The following is a 16,109-nucleotide window of genomic DNA, read 5'->3' on the forward strand; positions in this document are numbered from 1 at the left end:
TATGACTTATCAGGGTTGAAAAAAAAGTGCGCTTGCAGTCAACTAAGGTATCGTTTCACGACAGGAGTCGTCATGAAAACACTGTTCCGCCGGCTGAAAGATTACCTTATCCCGCCTGATCCGCAGGGTGGCTGCACCTGGCCTTCGGTTGACCTCACATTGCCCGGGGATATCTCACTGCACCTGGTCGGCAGTATTCATATGGGGTCGGAAGCCATGTATCCGCTGCCCGGCCCGCTGCTGGAAAGAATTAACCATGCTGATGGCCTGATTGTGGAAGCAGATATCACCCGTCCGGCACCGCCGTTCCCGGGACAGGCCCCGGAATCCCCCCGTCTGCCGGTAAGTGAGCGCTTACCGGAGCACCTGAGAAACGACTACCGCCGGTATTGTGAGGAACAACGCCAGCCGGTACAGACGCTGGATACCCTGCCTGCCTGGCAGGTGGCGCTGATCCTGCAGTCCGCCCAGGCACAAAGTCTCGGGCTGCGGCCGCATTACGGCATTGATTATCAGATGCTCAATGCCGCTCACGGACAGAATATCCCCGTTTTTGAGCTGGAAGGCACACAGGCACAGCTGCAGATGCTGCTGGATTTCCCGGACGAAGGACTGAGCCTGCTGGAAGATACCCTGGCCTACTGGCATGACAATGCACGGGCCCTTCAGATTATGCTCGGCTGGTGGCTCGATTACCGGCCGGAAAAACTCGCACAGCCACTACCCGCCACCTTCAGCGAGCAGACGTATCAGCACCTGATGATAAACCGCAATGACGCCTGGAAAATCCGGCTGACGCAACTGCCGCCCGGCAATTATGTGGTGGCGGTCGGCGCACTGCATCTTTACGGCGACCATAATCTGCCGTCCATTTTGTGTTAAACTGGCAGACCTTGTGACACTGCCGTCTGAATTATCTGCAAGGAAAGACCTATGACACCGGCTGTAAAACTTCTGGAAAAAAACCGGATTTCATTCACCCTCCATCCTTACGAACATGATCCGAATGATCATAATTTCGGTGATGAAGCGGTCCGCAAACTCAATATCGATGCCCGTCAGGTATACAAAACCCTGCTGGTGGCACTGAACGGTGATAATAAACACCTTGCCGTGGCCGTCACCCCGGTATCAGAACAGCTTGATTTAAAAGCAGTGGCCAAAGCCCTTGGTGTGAAAAAAGCAGAAATGGCCGACCCGGTGAATGCACAGAAAGTCACCGGTTATCTGGTGGGCGGGATCAGCCCGCTGGGGCAGAAAAAACGCCTGCCGACCCTGATTGATGAGGGGGCTCAGGAATTTGCCACTATTTTCGTTTCCGGCGGCAAGCGCGGCCTGGATATCGAACTGGCGCCGCAGGATCTGGCAAAAGTGCTGGACGGTAAATTTGCCCCGGTCGCGAAACGGGACTGATATACCGAATAAAAAACGGGGGTTGAAGTGCCCCCGATTTTTTATTATTCAGACAATCAATTATTTGTTTTTATAAATAATTTCGCCCTTCGGCTCATAATCTGCCGCTTTCAGCGGTGAATGGGCTTCAATATACCCTTTCAGTACTTCCGCATCGACAAAGCCGGTATTGACATAGCCCGGATGAGAATCAATTTTCGGATAACCATCCCCGCCGATCGCATTGAAGTTCAGTGTCGCCATACGGTAGGTTTTTGCCGGATCCAGCGGTTTGCCGTCAATCGTCACATCACTCACGGAGCCGTCTTTATTCAGGATCAGGCCGACATTATAAAACTGCGCATAAGCCCCTGAATCGGTTTTCATATTTGCCACGGCGGTCAGATACGGCAGCACTTCGCTGCCTTTGAAATCGATATACACCAGTTCGTTGGCAAACGGCTGCACTTTCAGCACATTTTTATAGGTGATGTCACCCGGTTCGATAGAATCACGCACACCGCCGCCGCTCATAATAGCGAAATCCGCATTCGCCCGTTCTTTTTGCGCCGCCAGCAGCAGGTGCCCCATGCTGGTCTGTACAAAACGGACTTTGCTGCGATCACCTTCCAGTTTGCTGTCAACCGAGCCGACTTTAATATTCAGCTGCTCATTGCCTTTTTCCTGATACGGTGTCAGCAGTTTCAGCATTTCCGGGCTTTCGCTGATTTCAGCGGTGTAATACACCCGCTCTGATGTGCCGTCTTCTTTGGTGACTTTTTTCTTCAGGTTCACCGGGATAAGCTGATAATGCTTCAGCGTGAACTCACCGTTGCGGAACTGAAAATCCGCACGTCCCACATACTTGCCCCATTCATGAGCCTGTACAATCCAGGTGCCGTTCTGGTTATCCGGCGCACACGGGGTGCCGGGAACGTAATCGGCGATTTTGTAATTCTTGTTTTCCGGCTGCATACAGACCGGATCCTGCGAGTGACCGCCGACAATCATATCCAGATAACCGGCCGGCAGGCTGCGTGCCATTTCCACATCCCCGGGGGCGTTGGAGCCGTGATTGCTGTCATCGTAGTGTCCCATATGGGTGGCGGCGATGATGATGTCCGGCTTTTCGGTTTCACGCAGTGCTTCAACCACTTTTTTAGCTTCGTCTGCCGGAACGCGGAATTCCGTATCCGGGAAGTTACCCGGGTTCCCGATTTTCGCTGTATCATCCGTTGTCAGACCAATCACCGCAATTTTCACGCCCTGCTTATCAAAGATGGCATACGGTTTAAACAGGCGTTCACCGGTGCTTTTCTTATAGATATTGGCGGACAGGAACGGGAATGTGGCCCATTTTTCCTGAGTACGCAGCGTTTCAAGCGGATTATCAAACTCGTGGTTGCCCAGCGCCATCGCATCATAACCGACCAGGTTCATCCCTTTGAAATCCGGCTCGGCATTCTGTAAATCAGATTCAGGCACGCCGGTATTGATATCACCGCCGGAAAGCAGCAGCAGCGAACCGCCCTTTTCCGCCACTTCCTTACGGATCCCGTCTACCAGCGTTTTCTGAGCGGACAGGCCGTATTCACCGTGATCGTTCTGCCAGAAATGGCCGTGGTGGTCATTGGTGTGCAGAATGGTGATGTCATAGGTTTTATCTTTTTCCCAGGCATTCGCCAGCGCCGGAAAAAGTATTGCAGATACCGCCAGCGCACAGGCTGTGGTTTTCAGTGTAAATGTCATGGTCATTCCCTGTGTGTCTGAATAATGATACCGGCACAGAAACAACTCTCTCCGGCGTTCTGCTGAAAGTATGATGAAAATTCACAAATTTTTACACCCGTTATGATAAACACAGCAAAAAAAGTGCGACCTGAATCGATATTTTGTCATTTTACGGATCCGCACAAATACGAGAACGAATCCTTAAAAAATCGTTAAATATCAATATACAACAGAGAAAAATCAGGTATTTATCCACCAGGTGACAGTGCGGTTATTTTATACTGCGGAGATATTACAGTGCTGTTACCGGCATAAATATCGCAATTAAACCTATTTTTTTCAGGTTATTTTTATAAATATATCATTATCGATATTAAAAACAGATTAAATAACCTCAACACATTGTTAACTAACAATAATGTAAACGATTAAAGTAAACCAATGACGGCGGCAACGGGGATCACAAAGAGCAGAATAAGCTGAAAATAGTTAAAGCTGAATGGTATCTGCTGTTAAGTCCTGTTTTTTACATAATTAGTTATATTTTTAACGCGATTTATATCACGGAAACATGTATTATATTTATAGTCAGCCCTCATCCGTTCACACCACTAATCAAAAGGAGAATGAAAAAAGTGCATTCAACGCCTCTTATCACAACTATTGTTGGCGGTCTCGTTCTCGCTTATTTACTCGGTATGTTAGCGCAGCGGTTAAAGATTTCCCCGTTAGTGGGTTATCTGGCGGCGGGTGTGTTAGCAGGCCCTTTTACCCCTGGATTCGTTGCCGATGCGTCTCTGGCACCGGAACTGGCGGAAATCGGGGTTATTCTGCTGATGTTCGGGGTCGGACTCCATTTTTCACTGAAAGATCTGCTGGCGGTTAAAAATATCGCTATTCCCGGCGCTATCTGTCAGATAGCTGTCGCCACCATTCTGGGTCTCGGCCTTTCCGCCCTGTTCGGCTGGGGATTATTTACCGGGATCGTATTTGGTCTGAGTTTATCCACCGCGAGTACCGTGGTGCTGCTGCGCGCCCTGGAAGAGCGGCAGCTGATAGAGAGCCAGCGCGGTCAGATAGCTATCGGCTGGCTGATTGTCGAAGACCTCGCCATGGTGTTAACCCTGGTACTGTTACCGGCTGCCGCCTCTATCATTAATAATCCGGAATCCAGTGCCAGCACATCAGAACTGCTGATGAGCCTGAGCGTTACTATCGGTAAGGTCGTGGCATTCATCCTGATTATGATTTTTATCGGCCGCCGTGTGATCCCGTGGTTACTTGCCAAAACAGCCGCTACCGGCTCCCGCGAGCTGTTTACCCTGGCAGTGCTGGTGCTGGCGCTGGGTATTGCTTATGCCGCCGTCGCCCTGTTTGATGCCTCGTTTGCCCTCGGCGCGTTCTTTGCCGGTATGGTGCTCAATGAGTCAGAGCTGAGCCACCGTGCCGCACAGGATACCCTGCCGCTGCGTGATGCTTTCGCGGTACTGTTCTTTGTCTCTGTCGGGATGCTGTTTGACCCGATGGTGCTGATTAACCACCCGCTGGGCGTGCTCGGTGTACTGGCAATTATTATCATCGGTAAATCCGCCGCCGCTCTGCTGCTGGTGAGGATGTTCGGCCATAACCGGCGAACAGCCCTGACTGTTGCCGTCAGCCTTGCGCAAATCGGGGAATTCGCATTTATCCTCGCCGGAATGGGGGTCACGCTGGAGGTCCTCAACCGCCAGGCCAATGACCTGATCCTGGCCGGTGCGATTGTCTCTATCATGCTCAACCCGGTGCTGTTTACGCTGCTGGACCGCTATCTGGATAAAACCGAGACGCCGGAAGAGCAGCAGGAAGAGGAAACGCTGGAAGAAATCACCCAGGTGCCGGTCAATATCTGCGGACATACCATTATTGTCGGCTATGGCCGTGTCGGTGCGATGCTGGCGGATAAGCTGCATAATAAAGGGTATCCGGTTGTGGTGGTGGAAGATACCCGCGCCCGTTTCGAGGAACTCGCAGAACGCGGCTACCCTTCCGTGATGGGTAACGCGGTGGCACAGGATGTACTGGATCTTGCCCGTGCCGATTGCGCCAGTGCGCTGCTGCTGACTATTCCGAACGGTTATGAGGCCGGTGAGATTGTCGCCAAAGCCCGCGCCATGAATGCGCATATGACGATCATTGTCCGCGCGCATTATGACGATGAGCGTACCTATATTATGGAGCGCGGTGCAAACCGTGTGGTAATTGGTGAGTTTGAAATCGCCCGCGCAATGAGCTCTTTGCTGACGGAAAACCAGACCGACCATGAATTTGGCTGCCCGGTCAACATCAATCCGGCGGCAGAAACCGCACCGGAAGCAGAGACAGAAGGCCGCTCACTGCATGAGATGTTGCGCAAACCGGAAGCAGATACCGCCCCGGAAAACCAGAATCCGCATCCGTCGGCATAATCTGTTTTAATCCGCTGTGAAATACAAGCCCGGATTTTCCGGGCTTGTATCTGATGCTTAGTGCTGTGAATTAAAATAATTTCTGTACATTTCCATCTGCTCGGGTGTGATTTGTGTCGGATTAACAAGTATAGGTATTGGTACATTGACAGGAAGTTGTTTTATACCGTCGTGAATTAAACTACCTACCACCGCAGTTCCGGCTCCGACCACTGGTGCTGCAGGTGTCATTGATGCACCTATTGCAGCCGTTAATACCAGGTCATTTATAAATTTAATATTATCAATGTTATCCTGATTACCTGCACCTGAAACACTTTCCATCATATATCTGGCTAATAATTTCATATTATTTAATCCTTTTTACAGAGTCTGATACCCATAGTGAGATCAGATTCATAACACCGCCTGCGATAACAGCCATAACATAATGAGTATCTGTACAAAATGAAAAATTGAAATACACCTCTTTTAATATACTTAACTTTAAAAGAGGAAATACGGTGACAAAGAATAATGATACAAATATGGATATAATTACTTTGTTTATTATTGTTTGTTTTAGTATTGCCCGCCTGAAACAGATAATATTAACCAGACTCAGTAACACAGCAATAAAATACTGACCATTATCAAGCATTGAGCCTCCTGATGAATAAAGAATAACGCTTTATCCTGCACAAAAAAAAATCATCCTGAAAACCTAATTTTGTCCTGCAGTAATAATGATAACTATTTTTTGATATTTTTGTCATAAATAAAACCCTTGTTTTCATGCTAACCCTGCGTTATTACCTGTAACATAAACAATAAAACCGCTTCACTACGCTACTGAAAGGGTCTGCCCATGTTATTTAATTACAGGAATTATTCAAAAAATGAATCAATCAGCTTAGTTATTACTGCAAAACGAATTGCAATGTATGATAATCTTTATATGATGTTCAGGTTTATTCCTGCTGCCGGAATTATTACTAAGATACTTGAGCCTCTCTCATCATCACTCCATTGGATACCCGGTAAAATGAATGTCAGTATCCCGCCCGGATGGCGCGAACTGAAACCAGCAGAACTGAACTTACCTGACAGTGCCGTTGACAGCTTCGGTTATTATAAAGTAACAAGCCCGGTAACCGGTAAAATCATTTCGTCAATGGGGCTGCAATCTCGTATTCTGGGGAAATTTGACCATCAGAATAAAATACAGAATATCGCACTCTCCTGGACGGGTACTAATGACCTCCTTGATATTCCGGATTATACACAATTAAATAATGGCAATATAACACCGCACCTCGAGCCGTTACTGAATGCGGTAAAATCATTGGCTGTAAAAAACAATTTATCTGCACAAGATATTATTATCACCGGAAATAGTCTGGGGGGCGGACTGGTTAATATCAATGCGAAAGCCAGAGAGACACTGGCGGGCGGATTCTTTAAAAACAGCAATTACATTGCATTTGCCAGTCCTTATATTCATGATGACGGCTCTGTTCTGAATGCCGGATTTGAAAATGATGCGGTATTCCGTATTGCCGGTGACGCCGGTTCCTTTTTTGACGCGCTTTCCGGGACTAAACCCTTTGTGGTCAATCCGGATCGGCATTATAACTCCACGCTCAACAATGTTATTTCTTTCGATGATCCGCACTCTCTTAATCTGATCGGTGGCGGAAATTATCTCGCGAAGTCGTTACTGAATATCCCGGTCGGCTGGACGCCTCATGTTATTAATATGATCACAGACAGCTGGGAACGTATTGCGACCTCTGAGTTTTATCCGCTGATGAATAAAGACAGTGTTATTATCATCGATAATTTATCCCGTCTGATGCGCAATACAAAATGGGTGGGTGATATTTATCCGGATACCGGACATTACGGTAAACCGGCATTTATTCTCGGGAATCAATACAATAATATGTTAAAAGGAAATAATGCAGGTGATTATATTTCAGCCGGACCGGGTAATGATAAAATAAAACCCGGTTATGGTGCAGACGTAATCAACGGCGGAACCGGTACGGATACACTGTTATTGCATGGTTATGCCAAAGACTGGGATTGTTACAGATCAGGTGAATTTGTATTTTTCAGGCCAAAAGACGGCAGCGGAATGAAAAAAGTCAGAGATATTGAAAAAGCTGAATTTTCATCCGAATATAATAAGATCTATTCCATTCATAATACACCGGGAAATAAATCTTTATTTTCCGTTAAACAGGAAGGAAAAATTCGTTATAAAAAATCAGTAACAGGTACTGATGAGGCTGATGATTTAACCGGCAGTGCCGTTTTTTCCCCGGCAGGTAACAATACACTGCACGCTCTGAAAACCGGCAGTCTGCTGGTCAGCGGACAAGGCAATGATGTATTGATTGGCAACGATGGTAATGATGAATTATACAGCGGCGGGGAAAATGATTTTCTGTACGGGGGTAAGGGCAATGATATTTTATTTGGCGGGACAGGTGATGACATTTTTCATTTTGACAAAAACAGCGGCGGAAAAACAGATATTATGGATTTCAATCAGTATGCCGGTGATCATGATGTTATTCTGTTTACATCAGATATATTTAAAGATGTGAATGATGTACTGTCTCACGGACATAATTCCGGCGGAAATGTTGTTATTACACATCCGGATCATGTTATTACTGTCCATGATTATACATTAGATATGTTAGTTAAAAATCAGGTACTGAGCGTTATCTGACGCCGGAAAATTCCGGCGTTTTTTATATCCGGTATTTTTATCAGCGTTCCCAGTATGATTCTTCCAGGCTGTCTTCCCGGTCCGGTAACCCTTTGGTCAGACGCGGTGAGTGCTGAATCAGTACCTGATAGCTGACACGGTTGGCATATTTGCAGACCTGTGCCAGAGAAGAGTAGGTCAGATAGCGGCGCTGGTGCTTACTGGAGTTAGGGATATTCATCCGGTGATAGCTGTTGGCCGTAATGTCATGCAGTAATGCCGATAATGCCCCGTCGCCGGCACCGTTGGTGTTCATTATCTTATCCGGGCCGCCCATATAAGGCTCGATATGGGAATAGACCCGCGCTGCATCCTGACAATCTTTCTGACGCATTGCTCGGCTGAATTCATAACGGTTAAATTCCGCCAGTGCGCCCGGTAACAGCGGGTGGGTGGTTTCGCGCATAAATTCTTTTTCTGAATAACCGGCCATATATAACCCGGCAGGACCTGCGGTACACAGCACCAGATCCACCCAATCGAGAGCTTTATCTGACGCCAGAAGCGGGTCGGCAATTCCGGTCAGTGCCAGCGCTTCTTCTTCATTCATTGCCAGCACAGAGACGTTTTCCGCGAGGAAATCACGCCACCACTGCGGATCTTCCGCAATCACATGTTTGGTGCCCAGTGTCAGGATCACCGGCACATCATGTTTTTTCGCGTATTCAATGGCTTTTATGGTGGCATCCGGCATCGGTTCGCCCGGTTTGCAGCGCACCAGATAGGCGGTCAGCACCAGTGCGGAGGCTTCCGCAATGATCGCTTCCGGAATGCTTTCCGGACGCAGCTGGTTCATCAGCCCAGGGCTGATGGCAAATGTCCGCTCGCCGTTTTCACTGATCAGGGTAAAACAGCGGCCAATCGGGCCGTCAACACCCTGTAAATAGTTGAGATCCATACGGCTGGATGTGTTGCACAGATAATAATAGGCATAGCTGCCAATCTGAATATTATTGCACATGGTGCCCAGCAGCACAGAACGGTCGTCTGCCAGGACGGAATAATTGTGGAGAGTATTACCGATAGTGCCGCCGGCAAATTCATGCGTGATCAGCGAACGCTCAATCAGCTCCCGGTAGAGCTCTTCAGCCACATCATCCTCAATGACCAGCGAATGCCCGCGGCTGAGCTGATAACGGCGGATAAAATCATCATCCACATTGGCTTCAATATCCACCAGCGTCTGATCAATACCAACGATATAGGCGCGGGTATTTTCATCATCTTTCATCAGCTGGACTGGCTGTAATAACGGGTCACGCAGGCTGACCGGGAAATAGTGTTTGGATTTGCGTCTGCCGGGGAATTTCATAAAGGTTCATGGCCGGAAAAAAAGATGTCGCATTTTATCATAATGCAACGAAGAATGTGAGCGGACAGAACCCTCAATGTCCGCTCAACCGGAAATTATGCTGTTTTTTTTCTGTTAACAAACATATTCCATGAAAAAACCGCCATCACTGCAAGGATAAACCCTAAAAAGGCAGATGCAATGAGGTACATTTTCGTACCGGGGCCGTCTTTCACCACCGGCAGATCCGGGGATTCGGTCACGGTGAACGGAATAATATTCAGTGAGAAAGGCGCGATACTTTTGATGGATTTCAGGGTATAGGCTCTGTCCAGAAGATCCGCATCCACCGCCGGTAAATCGAGTGCTTTCAGGGAGTCTATCATCTGTGTCACCGCAGGGCGGCCCATGGCACTGTAAGACGCTACCGGGTCTGCTCCCGGATTCTGAGGCGGGGCAGAAGCCGCCACCGGTGCAATCCGTTCTGCCGCCGCCAGGTAAGCCAGCGTCTGCTCGCGCTGATGTTCTGCTTTCACCAGTGCCACCCGGTACTGGCTCTGACCGGCACTCAGCGCAGCCCCGAGGTTTTCCTGCAACTGTGTCTGCATCACATTCCGGCTGTATTGCGCGGTGTAATCGAGGTAATCCGACAGCATTTGCTGTGCGGTCTGCGGATCAGCAGCGGTGAAGGTGACTTTGGCGGTAGCCGGTTCCAGTATGTTTCCGTCCGTTTTCTGAAAGCCGAAGGATCCGGAAACGGTGGTATCCCCCTGTGAGAGACGAAATGATTCCTGTACTGACGGCGACTGCCAGACCGTACCGAAAACATTAAATGCCGCAGGTAAATCAGAGACCGCAGACACGTTAAGTGCATTCATCTGCAGACGGACGTTATCCAGATCCGGCATATCGCGGAGATCTGTCTCCGTCACTTCGGCTGTGCTGGTCCATTTCTGCGGCAGTATTTTGGCGACACCAAACCCGGCGGCAGCGAATAATACGGTCACAATGACGATAAAAATCTTATGCCGGTACAACAGCTTCAGCAGATCAATAATATCGATCTCGTCATTATTAAGGTTAACTGACCCTTTCTCATTCACCATATCCGTAGCACCCGTCCTGTCTGCAATGAAATACTGAATTTTAGGTAAAATAAACAGTAATATCTGTCATGTGAAATACTGAATTTTACTTAAAATGAACAGTAATATCTGCCATTTTTCAGCTAATTAATTGTCACATAGGTAATGTTAACATTAATTCCTTAAAATTCTACGCATAGCAGTGGTATATTTCGGACTATTCCAGATTGGTATGTGAAAAAACTAACCAACTAACGTCCGCATTAGTTTTATATGAATTTCATCATCATTAAGAGACTGAATGTAATGATATTCAACCCCTCCTGAAGACAAAAAGAATGTTTTATTCTGTTCCCTGATTTCTTCTAATGTTTCCAGACAGTCCGCAGAAAACCCCGGACACATCACCTGAACGGATTTAACGCCTTTTGAGGGTAATAACTTCATGGTTTCATCAGTATAAGGCGTAAGCCACGGCTCGCGGCCAAAGCGGGACTGATAAGTGTGCATGATACGTTCTGCCGGGAAATTAAGTCTTTCCCGCAGTAATGCTGTTGTCGCTTCACATTCCGCCGGGTAAATATCCCCTTCTTTCGCATAACGGACAGGAATACCGTGATAGGACAAAATCAGCCGGTCAGGCACCCCGTGTTTTGCGAATGCCGCTTCTGCCGACTGTGCCAGTGCCTCAATATAGAGCGGGTGAGTCGCGTAACTGCGGATAAAACGGAGTGACGGGAATGTCCGGCGGCGTTTAAAGATATCCGCCAGCCCGTCAAAGACCGCAGCGGTGGTTGAGCAGGAATACTGCGGATACAGCGGCAGAACATCCAGATGTGTCACGCCCTGCGCCAGAAGGGCATCAACCGCAGATTCCAGCGGCGGCGAGCCATAGCTCATCCCCAGTTCCACCGGTGTCCCCGGCATCTGTGCAGCCAGTGCCGCCTGCTGGCGGCGGCTGTATACCAGCAGCGGGGAACCCTCTTCCATCCAGACAGACTGATAAAGCTTCGCCACACGCGGTGAGCGGAACGGCAGCACAATACCGCGCAGAATACACTGCCAGAGCAGCGGAGAGACATCCACCACACGCGGGTCACTCAGGAACTGCTTCAGATAGCGTTTTACCGCCGGGGTTTCCGGCGCATCCGGAGTCCCTAAATTAACCAGTAAAACGCCGCGTTTGTATTGATTTGTCATCAGAAAATCCTGTCAGCAACTGAGAATGATTGTCAGGGTAATGTATTGTATGTAATGATTCTTATTCTTTTCTGCCATGTTCTTCATTCTTTTGTCCGCAGGTTCGCTGGCTGCTCTCTGTCACCCCGGTCACATACTGATGTATGCTCCCGGTGTGCCTTCGTTTGCCGCCTGCCTGCAAACAAAATGATTTTGAACACCGTCCTTCATCCTGTGTCCGCAGGTTCGCTGGCTGCTCTCTGTCACCCCGGTCACATACTGATGTATGCTCCCGGTATGCCGCAGATCAGGATAAAAAAAGGCAGCCGTTTGGCTGCCTGACAGAAATAAGTGCCGGATTAACCCAGAATACGGGCTAATTCCTGACTGACTTCGCTTACCGGACGGGTGCCGTCAATACGGTTGTATTTCACGTCACTCATCTGAGCTTCTTTCTGATAGTACTGGATCAGTGGTGCAGTCAGCTGATGGTATTCCACCAGACGCTTACGGACGGTCTCTTCCTGATCATCTTTACGGATGGTCAGTTCTTCACCGGTCACGTCGTCTTTATTTTCTGTCTTCGGCGGATTGTATTTTACATGATACACACGGCCTGAGCCCGCATGTACACGGCGGCCGATAATACGGTCAACGATAATCTCATCCGGAACATCAAATTCCAGAACGAAATCAACGGTGATACCGGCTTCTTTCATTGCATCTGCCTGCGGAATGGTACGCGGGAACCCGTCCAGCAGGAAGCCGTTACGGCAGTCATCCTGTTTGATGCGCTCTTTAACCAGTGCGATAACTAATGCGTCAGTCACTAATTTGCCGTTGTCCATCAGTTCTTTTGCCCGGAGACCCAATTCACTGCCGGATTTCACTGCTGCACGCAGCATGTCACCCGTCGAGATCTGAGGGATCCCGTATTTTTCCATGATAAACTGAGCCTGAGTCCCTTTACCGGCGCCCGGAGCGCCGAGCAGAATAATACGCATTGCGTAAACCCCTTGCTGGTTGCTTTTTTATAATTCGGATAAAAACAAGCTACCATACCATTTGTCAGGGTATGGACTCAAGAAAAGCGGGGAAACTCTGCCGTTCGTTTTTCCTGACTTCAATAAAAAAACCACATGATCGTCATGAAATCATGTGGTTTTTAAGCGGGTTATGCGCGATTTCGCTCACCCGTCGCGGGAACGCCTGTTTTTAGCCTAATAACAGACTATTCATCCGGGAAACGAATTCGTTCGGATCTTCCAGGGTTCCGCGTTCAACAAACAGCGCCTGATCGAGCAGCAGATTGATCCAGTCGGCAAAGCGGCTTTCATCCTGCTGTTCTGCAGCCAGTTTCACCAGCGGGTGTTCCGGGTTCAGTTCAAAGTTGTATTTCACTTCCGGCGCCTGCTGGCCGGCGGCGGCAAACAATTTCGCCATCTGTGTGCTCATATCATCAGCATCGGTGGTGACAATCGCCGGGGTTGAAGTCAGACGGTGGGTCAGTTTCACTTCTTTCACGCGATCACCGAGCAGTGTTTTCACCCGCTCAACAAACGGTGCCAGCTCTTTGTCTGCTTCTTCTTTCGCTGCCGGATCTTCATCCGCCAGTTTTTCCAGCGACTCATCCGCTTTGCTGACAGACTGGAAGGTTTTACCATCAAATTCATTGAGGTAGTTCATCATCCACTCATCGATGCGATCGGAGAGCAGCAGCACTTCAATACCTTTCTTGCGGAACAGTTCCAGGTGCGGACTGTTTTTCGCAGCCGCATAGCTGTCAGCAGTGATGTAGTAAATTTTCTCCTGACCTTCCGCCATGCGGGATACATAATCCGCCAGGGAAACGGTCTGCGCGGAGGTATCCTCCTTCGTGCTGGCAAAACGCAGCAGTTTGGCGATCAGCTCTGCATTGCTGCTGTCCTCGCCCGGACCTTCTTTCAGCACCAGGCCGAACTGCTGCCAGAAGGTCTGGTATTTTTCAGCATCATTATTGGCCAGTTTCTCCAGCATCTGCAGAACACGTTTGGTCAGTGCGCTGCGCAGGCTGCGGGTCACAGCGCTGTCCTGTAAAATTTCACGGGAGACGTTGAGCGGCAGATCATTGGAATCGATCAGACCGCGCACAAAGCGCAGATAGTTCGGCATAAACTGTTCCGCGTCATCCATGATAAACACGCGCTGGACATACAGGCTCAGGCCACGACGCTGGTCGCGGTGCCACAGGTCAAACGGTGCCACAGACGGGATATAGAGCAGGCTGGTGTACTCCTGCTTCCCTTCCACACGGTTATGCGCCCATGTCAGCGGATCAGCGAAATCATGGGAGAGATGCTTGTAAAACTCATTATATTCTTCATCACTGATGTCGTTTTTATTGCGCGTCCACAGTGCCTGAGCTTTGTTGATTTTTTCCCAGATAACAGTGCCGTCTTCTTCATTTTTGCTTTCGATTTCCACCGGCAGCGCAATATGATCAGAATATTTGCCGATAACTGAGCGCAGACGCCAGTCATCGAGGAACTCATCTTCCCCTTCACGGAAATGCAGGGTGATTTCAGTACCGCGTGAATCCTTATGGGTTTTGGCGATAGAGTAATCCCCTTCCCCTTCCGATTCCCAGAATACCGCCTGATCAGACGGCACACCTGCGGCACGGGTGATCACCGTGACTTTGTCTGCCACGATAAAGGCGGAATAGAAACCCACCCCGAACTGACCGATCAGCTGGCTGTCTTTTGCCGCGTCAGAGCCGAGCGATTCGAGGAAAGCTTTGGTGCCGGATTTGGCAATGGTGCCCAGGTTGTCGATAACCTCATCACGGGTCATCCCGATACCGTTATCACTGATGGTCAGAGTGCGTTTTTCTTTATCAGCGGACAGACGGACATGCAGATCGCCGTCATTTTCATACAGTGAATTGTCGGATAAGGCACGGAAACGCAGTTTATCGGCCGCATCAGAGGCGTTGGAGATAAGCTCGCGCAGGAAAATTTCTTTGTTGGAATAAAGTGAGTGGATCATTAACTGCAGAAGTTGTTTTACTTCTGACTGAAAACCACGGGTTTCTTGTTCTTGCAGACTCATGAATAACCTCAGACTGACTTATCAACGAAAAAAAACAGGATAAAAATCAGGTGGGGCCGGTCTTTACATTTTCAAGGCAAACGGGGAATTTTTTGTGACAATTCTGAGAAAAAGTGACAGACGGCACAGACCGTCTGTCCGGGTAACAGGCAAAAATTGCTGTCAGTAACCGCTGTTGTAACGGATTTTCTGACGTCCGGCAATGGAGTGGGACAAGGTCGTACCGTCCACCATTTCCAGCTCACCGCCGACCGGTACACCATGGGCGATACGGCTGGCGGAGACATCATACTGCGCGCACATTTCCGCAATATAGTTGGCGGTGGCTTCCCCTTCCACTGTCGGGTTGGTCGCCAGGATCACCTCAGTGATGGTTTCCTGAGCCAGCCTCGCCTCCAGTTTATCCAGCCCGATATCCATCGGACCGATGCCGTCCAGCGGTGACAGGTGTCCCATCAGCACAAAGTAACGGCCGGAAAACTGTCCTGTCTGCTCAATCGCGTGGATATCCGCCGGGCTTTCCACCACACAGATAAGGCCGGTCTGCTGACGGCGCGGGTTGGCGCAGATAGTACACTGTTCCTGCTCGGTAAACGTCCGGCAGTCCCGGCAGTGACCGATTTCCGACATGGCACGGGTCAGCGCCTGTGCCAGGCGCATCCCGCCGCTGCGGTCGCGCTGTAACAGCTGAAACGCCATACGCTGCGCCGATTTCGGCCCGACGCCCGGCAGGCAGCGCAGGGCGTCCATCAGTGCTTCAAGAAGCGGACTGGTTTGCATCAGAACGGCATCTTAAAGCCCGGCGGCAGCTGCATTCCGCTGGAGACTGACGCCATTTTTTCTTTCTGGGTTTCGTCGATACGACGCGCGGCATCATTGAATGCGGCAGCAATCAGATCTTCGAGCATCTCTTTGTCGTCTTCCATCAGGCTTGGATCGATTTCCACACGGCGGCAGTTATGTGCGCCGTTGATAGTCACTTTAACCAGGCCTGCACCGGATTCACCGGTGACTTCCGTATTTGCAATCTCTTCCTGCATCTGCTGCATTTTATCCTGCATTTGCTGGGCTTGTTTCATGAGATTGCCCAAACCGCCTTTACCGAACATAGTTTTCTCTCTTTGACTGAATTGCGT

General features: G+C 49.3%; 14 protein-coding genes. 4 read left to right on the plus strand and 10 right to left on the minus strand.

Annotated features, from left to right (window positions below; genetic code table 11):
• The first annotated feature begins 72 nt into the window (after positions 1 to 72).
• Both U868_RS0101155 and ybaK read left to right on the plus strand, forming a co-directional pair.
• The gene (locus U868_RS0101155) at positions 73 to 882 is read left to right on the plus strand and encodes a TraB/GumN family protein (RefSeq protein ID WP_025151689.1); all 810 of its coding nucleotides are present in this window, start codon (positions 73 to 75) and stop codon (positions 880 to 882) included.
• A 51-nt stretch (positions 883 to 933) separates the two neighbouring features.
• The gene (ybaK, locus tag U868_RS0101160) at positions 934 to 1,413 is read left to right on the plus strand and encodes a Cys-tRNA(Pro)/Cys-tRNA(Cys) deacylase YbaK (protein ID WP_025151690.1); all 480 of its coding nucleotides are present in this window, start codon (positions 934 to 936) and stop codon (positions 1,411 to 1,413) included.
• Positions 1,414 to 1,473: 60 nt separating this feature from the next.
• Here the strand turns inward: ybaK and ushA are convergent, their stop codons facing one another.
• On the minus strand, positions 1,474 to 3,141 hold the full coding sequence (gene ushA, locus U868_RS0101165) for a bifunctional UDP-sugar hydrolase/5'-nucleotidase UshA (protein WP_025151691.1): 1,668 nt from the start codon (positions 3,139 to 3,141) through the stop codon (positions 1,474 to 1,476).
• Between the two features lie 608 nt (positions 3,142 to 3,749).
• On the opposite strand from ushA, the gene ybaL reads away from it, so the two are divergent.
• Complete coding sequence (gene ybaL, locus U868_RS0101170; protein WP_025151692.1) at positions 3,750 to 5,567, plus strand: YbaL family putative K(+) efflux transporter; 1,818 nt, start codon at positions 3,750 to 3,752, stop codon at positions 5,565 to 5,567.
• Positions 5,568 to 5,624: 57 nt separating this feature from the next.
• On the opposite strand, the gene U868_RS0101175 is transcribed toward ybaL, so the two are convergent.
• Positions 5,625 to 5,915, minus strand: a complete 291-nt coding sequence (locus U868_RS0101175; protein WP_025151693.1) for a hypothetical protein — start codon at positions 5,913 to 5,915, stop codon at positions 5,625 to 5,627.
• A 1-nt stretch (position 5,916) separates the two neighbouring features.
• Positions 5,917 to 6,207, minus strand: a complete 291-nt coding sequence (locus U868_RS0101180) for a hypothetical protein (RefSeq protein WP_025151694.1) — start codon at positions 6,205 to 6,207, stop codon at positions 5,917 to 5,919.
• A gap of 384 nt (positions 6,208 to 6,591) precedes the next feature.
• Between U868_RS0101180 and U868_RS0101185 the strand changes: the two genes are divergently transcribed.
• A complete protein-coding gene (locus U868_RS0101185; protein WP_051583006.1) occupies positions 6,592 to 8,289 on the plus strand; it encodes a calcium-binding protein in 1,698 nt (565 codons plus the stop codon).
• Positions 8,290 to 8,329: 40 nt separating this feature from the next.
• Here U868_RS0101185 and U868_RS0101190 read toward each other — a convergent pair whose 3' ends face one another.
• The 7 genes from U868_RS0101190 to U868_RS0101220 all read right to left on the minus strand — a co-directional run bounded on the left by U868_RS0101190 (position 8,330) and on the right by U868_RS0101220 (position 16,082).
• Positions 8,330 to 9,640, minus strand: a complete 1,311-nt coding sequence (locus U868_RS0101190; RefSeq protein WP_025151696.1) for an inosine/guanosine kinase — start codon at positions 9,638 to 9,640, stop codon at positions 8,330 to 8,332.
• A gap of 95 nt (positions 9,641 to 9,735) precedes the next feature.
• Positions 9,736 to 10,725, minus strand: a complete 990-nt coding sequence (locus U868_RS0101195) for a Wzz/FepE/Etk N-terminal domain-containing protein (protein WP_025151697.1) — start codon at positions 10,723 to 10,725, stop codon at positions 9,736 to 9,738.
• Between the two features lie 222 nt (positions 10,726 to 10,947).
• Entirely contained in the window at positions 10,948 to 11,904 is a 957-nt protein-coding gene (gene hemH, locus U868_RS0101200; protein ID WP_025151698.1) for a ferrochelatase, read from the minus strand.
• Between the two features lie 338 nt (positions 11,905 to 12,242).
• Positions 12,243 to 12,887 (minus strand): adenylate kinase, encoded by a 645-nt coding sequence (adk, locus tag U868_RS0101205; RefSeq protein WP_025151699.1) that lies wholly within the window; start codon positions 12,885 to 12,887, stop codon positions 12,243 to 12,245.
• A 211-nt stretch (positions 12,888 to 13,098) separates the two neighbouring features.
• A complete protein-coding gene (gene htpG, locus U868_RS0101210; RefSeq protein ID WP_025151700.1) occupies positions 13,099 to 14,973 on the minus strand; it encodes a molecular chaperone HtpG in 1,875 nt (624 codons plus the stop codon).
• Between the two features lie 162 nt (positions 14,974 to 15,135).
• On the minus strand, positions 15,136 to 15,753 hold the full coding sequence (recR, locus tag U868_RS0101215; protein ID WP_025151701.1) for a recombination mediator RecR: 618 nt from the start codon (positions 15,751 to 15,753) through the stop codon (positions 15,136 to 15,138).
• Entirely contained in the window at positions 15,753 to 16,082 is a 330-nt protein-coding gene (locus U868_RS0101220) for a YbaB/EbfC family nucleoid-associated protein (RefSeq protein WP_015422952.1), read from the minus strand. The genes recR and U868_RS0101220 overlap by 1 nt, the downstream gene beginning before the upstream one ends.
• Positions 16,083 to 16,109 lie beyond the last annotated feature (27 nt).

It is taken from the genome of Morganella morganii H1r (assembly GCF_000633515.1).
GTDB lineage: Bacteria > Pseudomonadota > Gammaproteobacteria > Enterobacterales > Enterobacteriaceae > Morganella > Morganella morganii_B.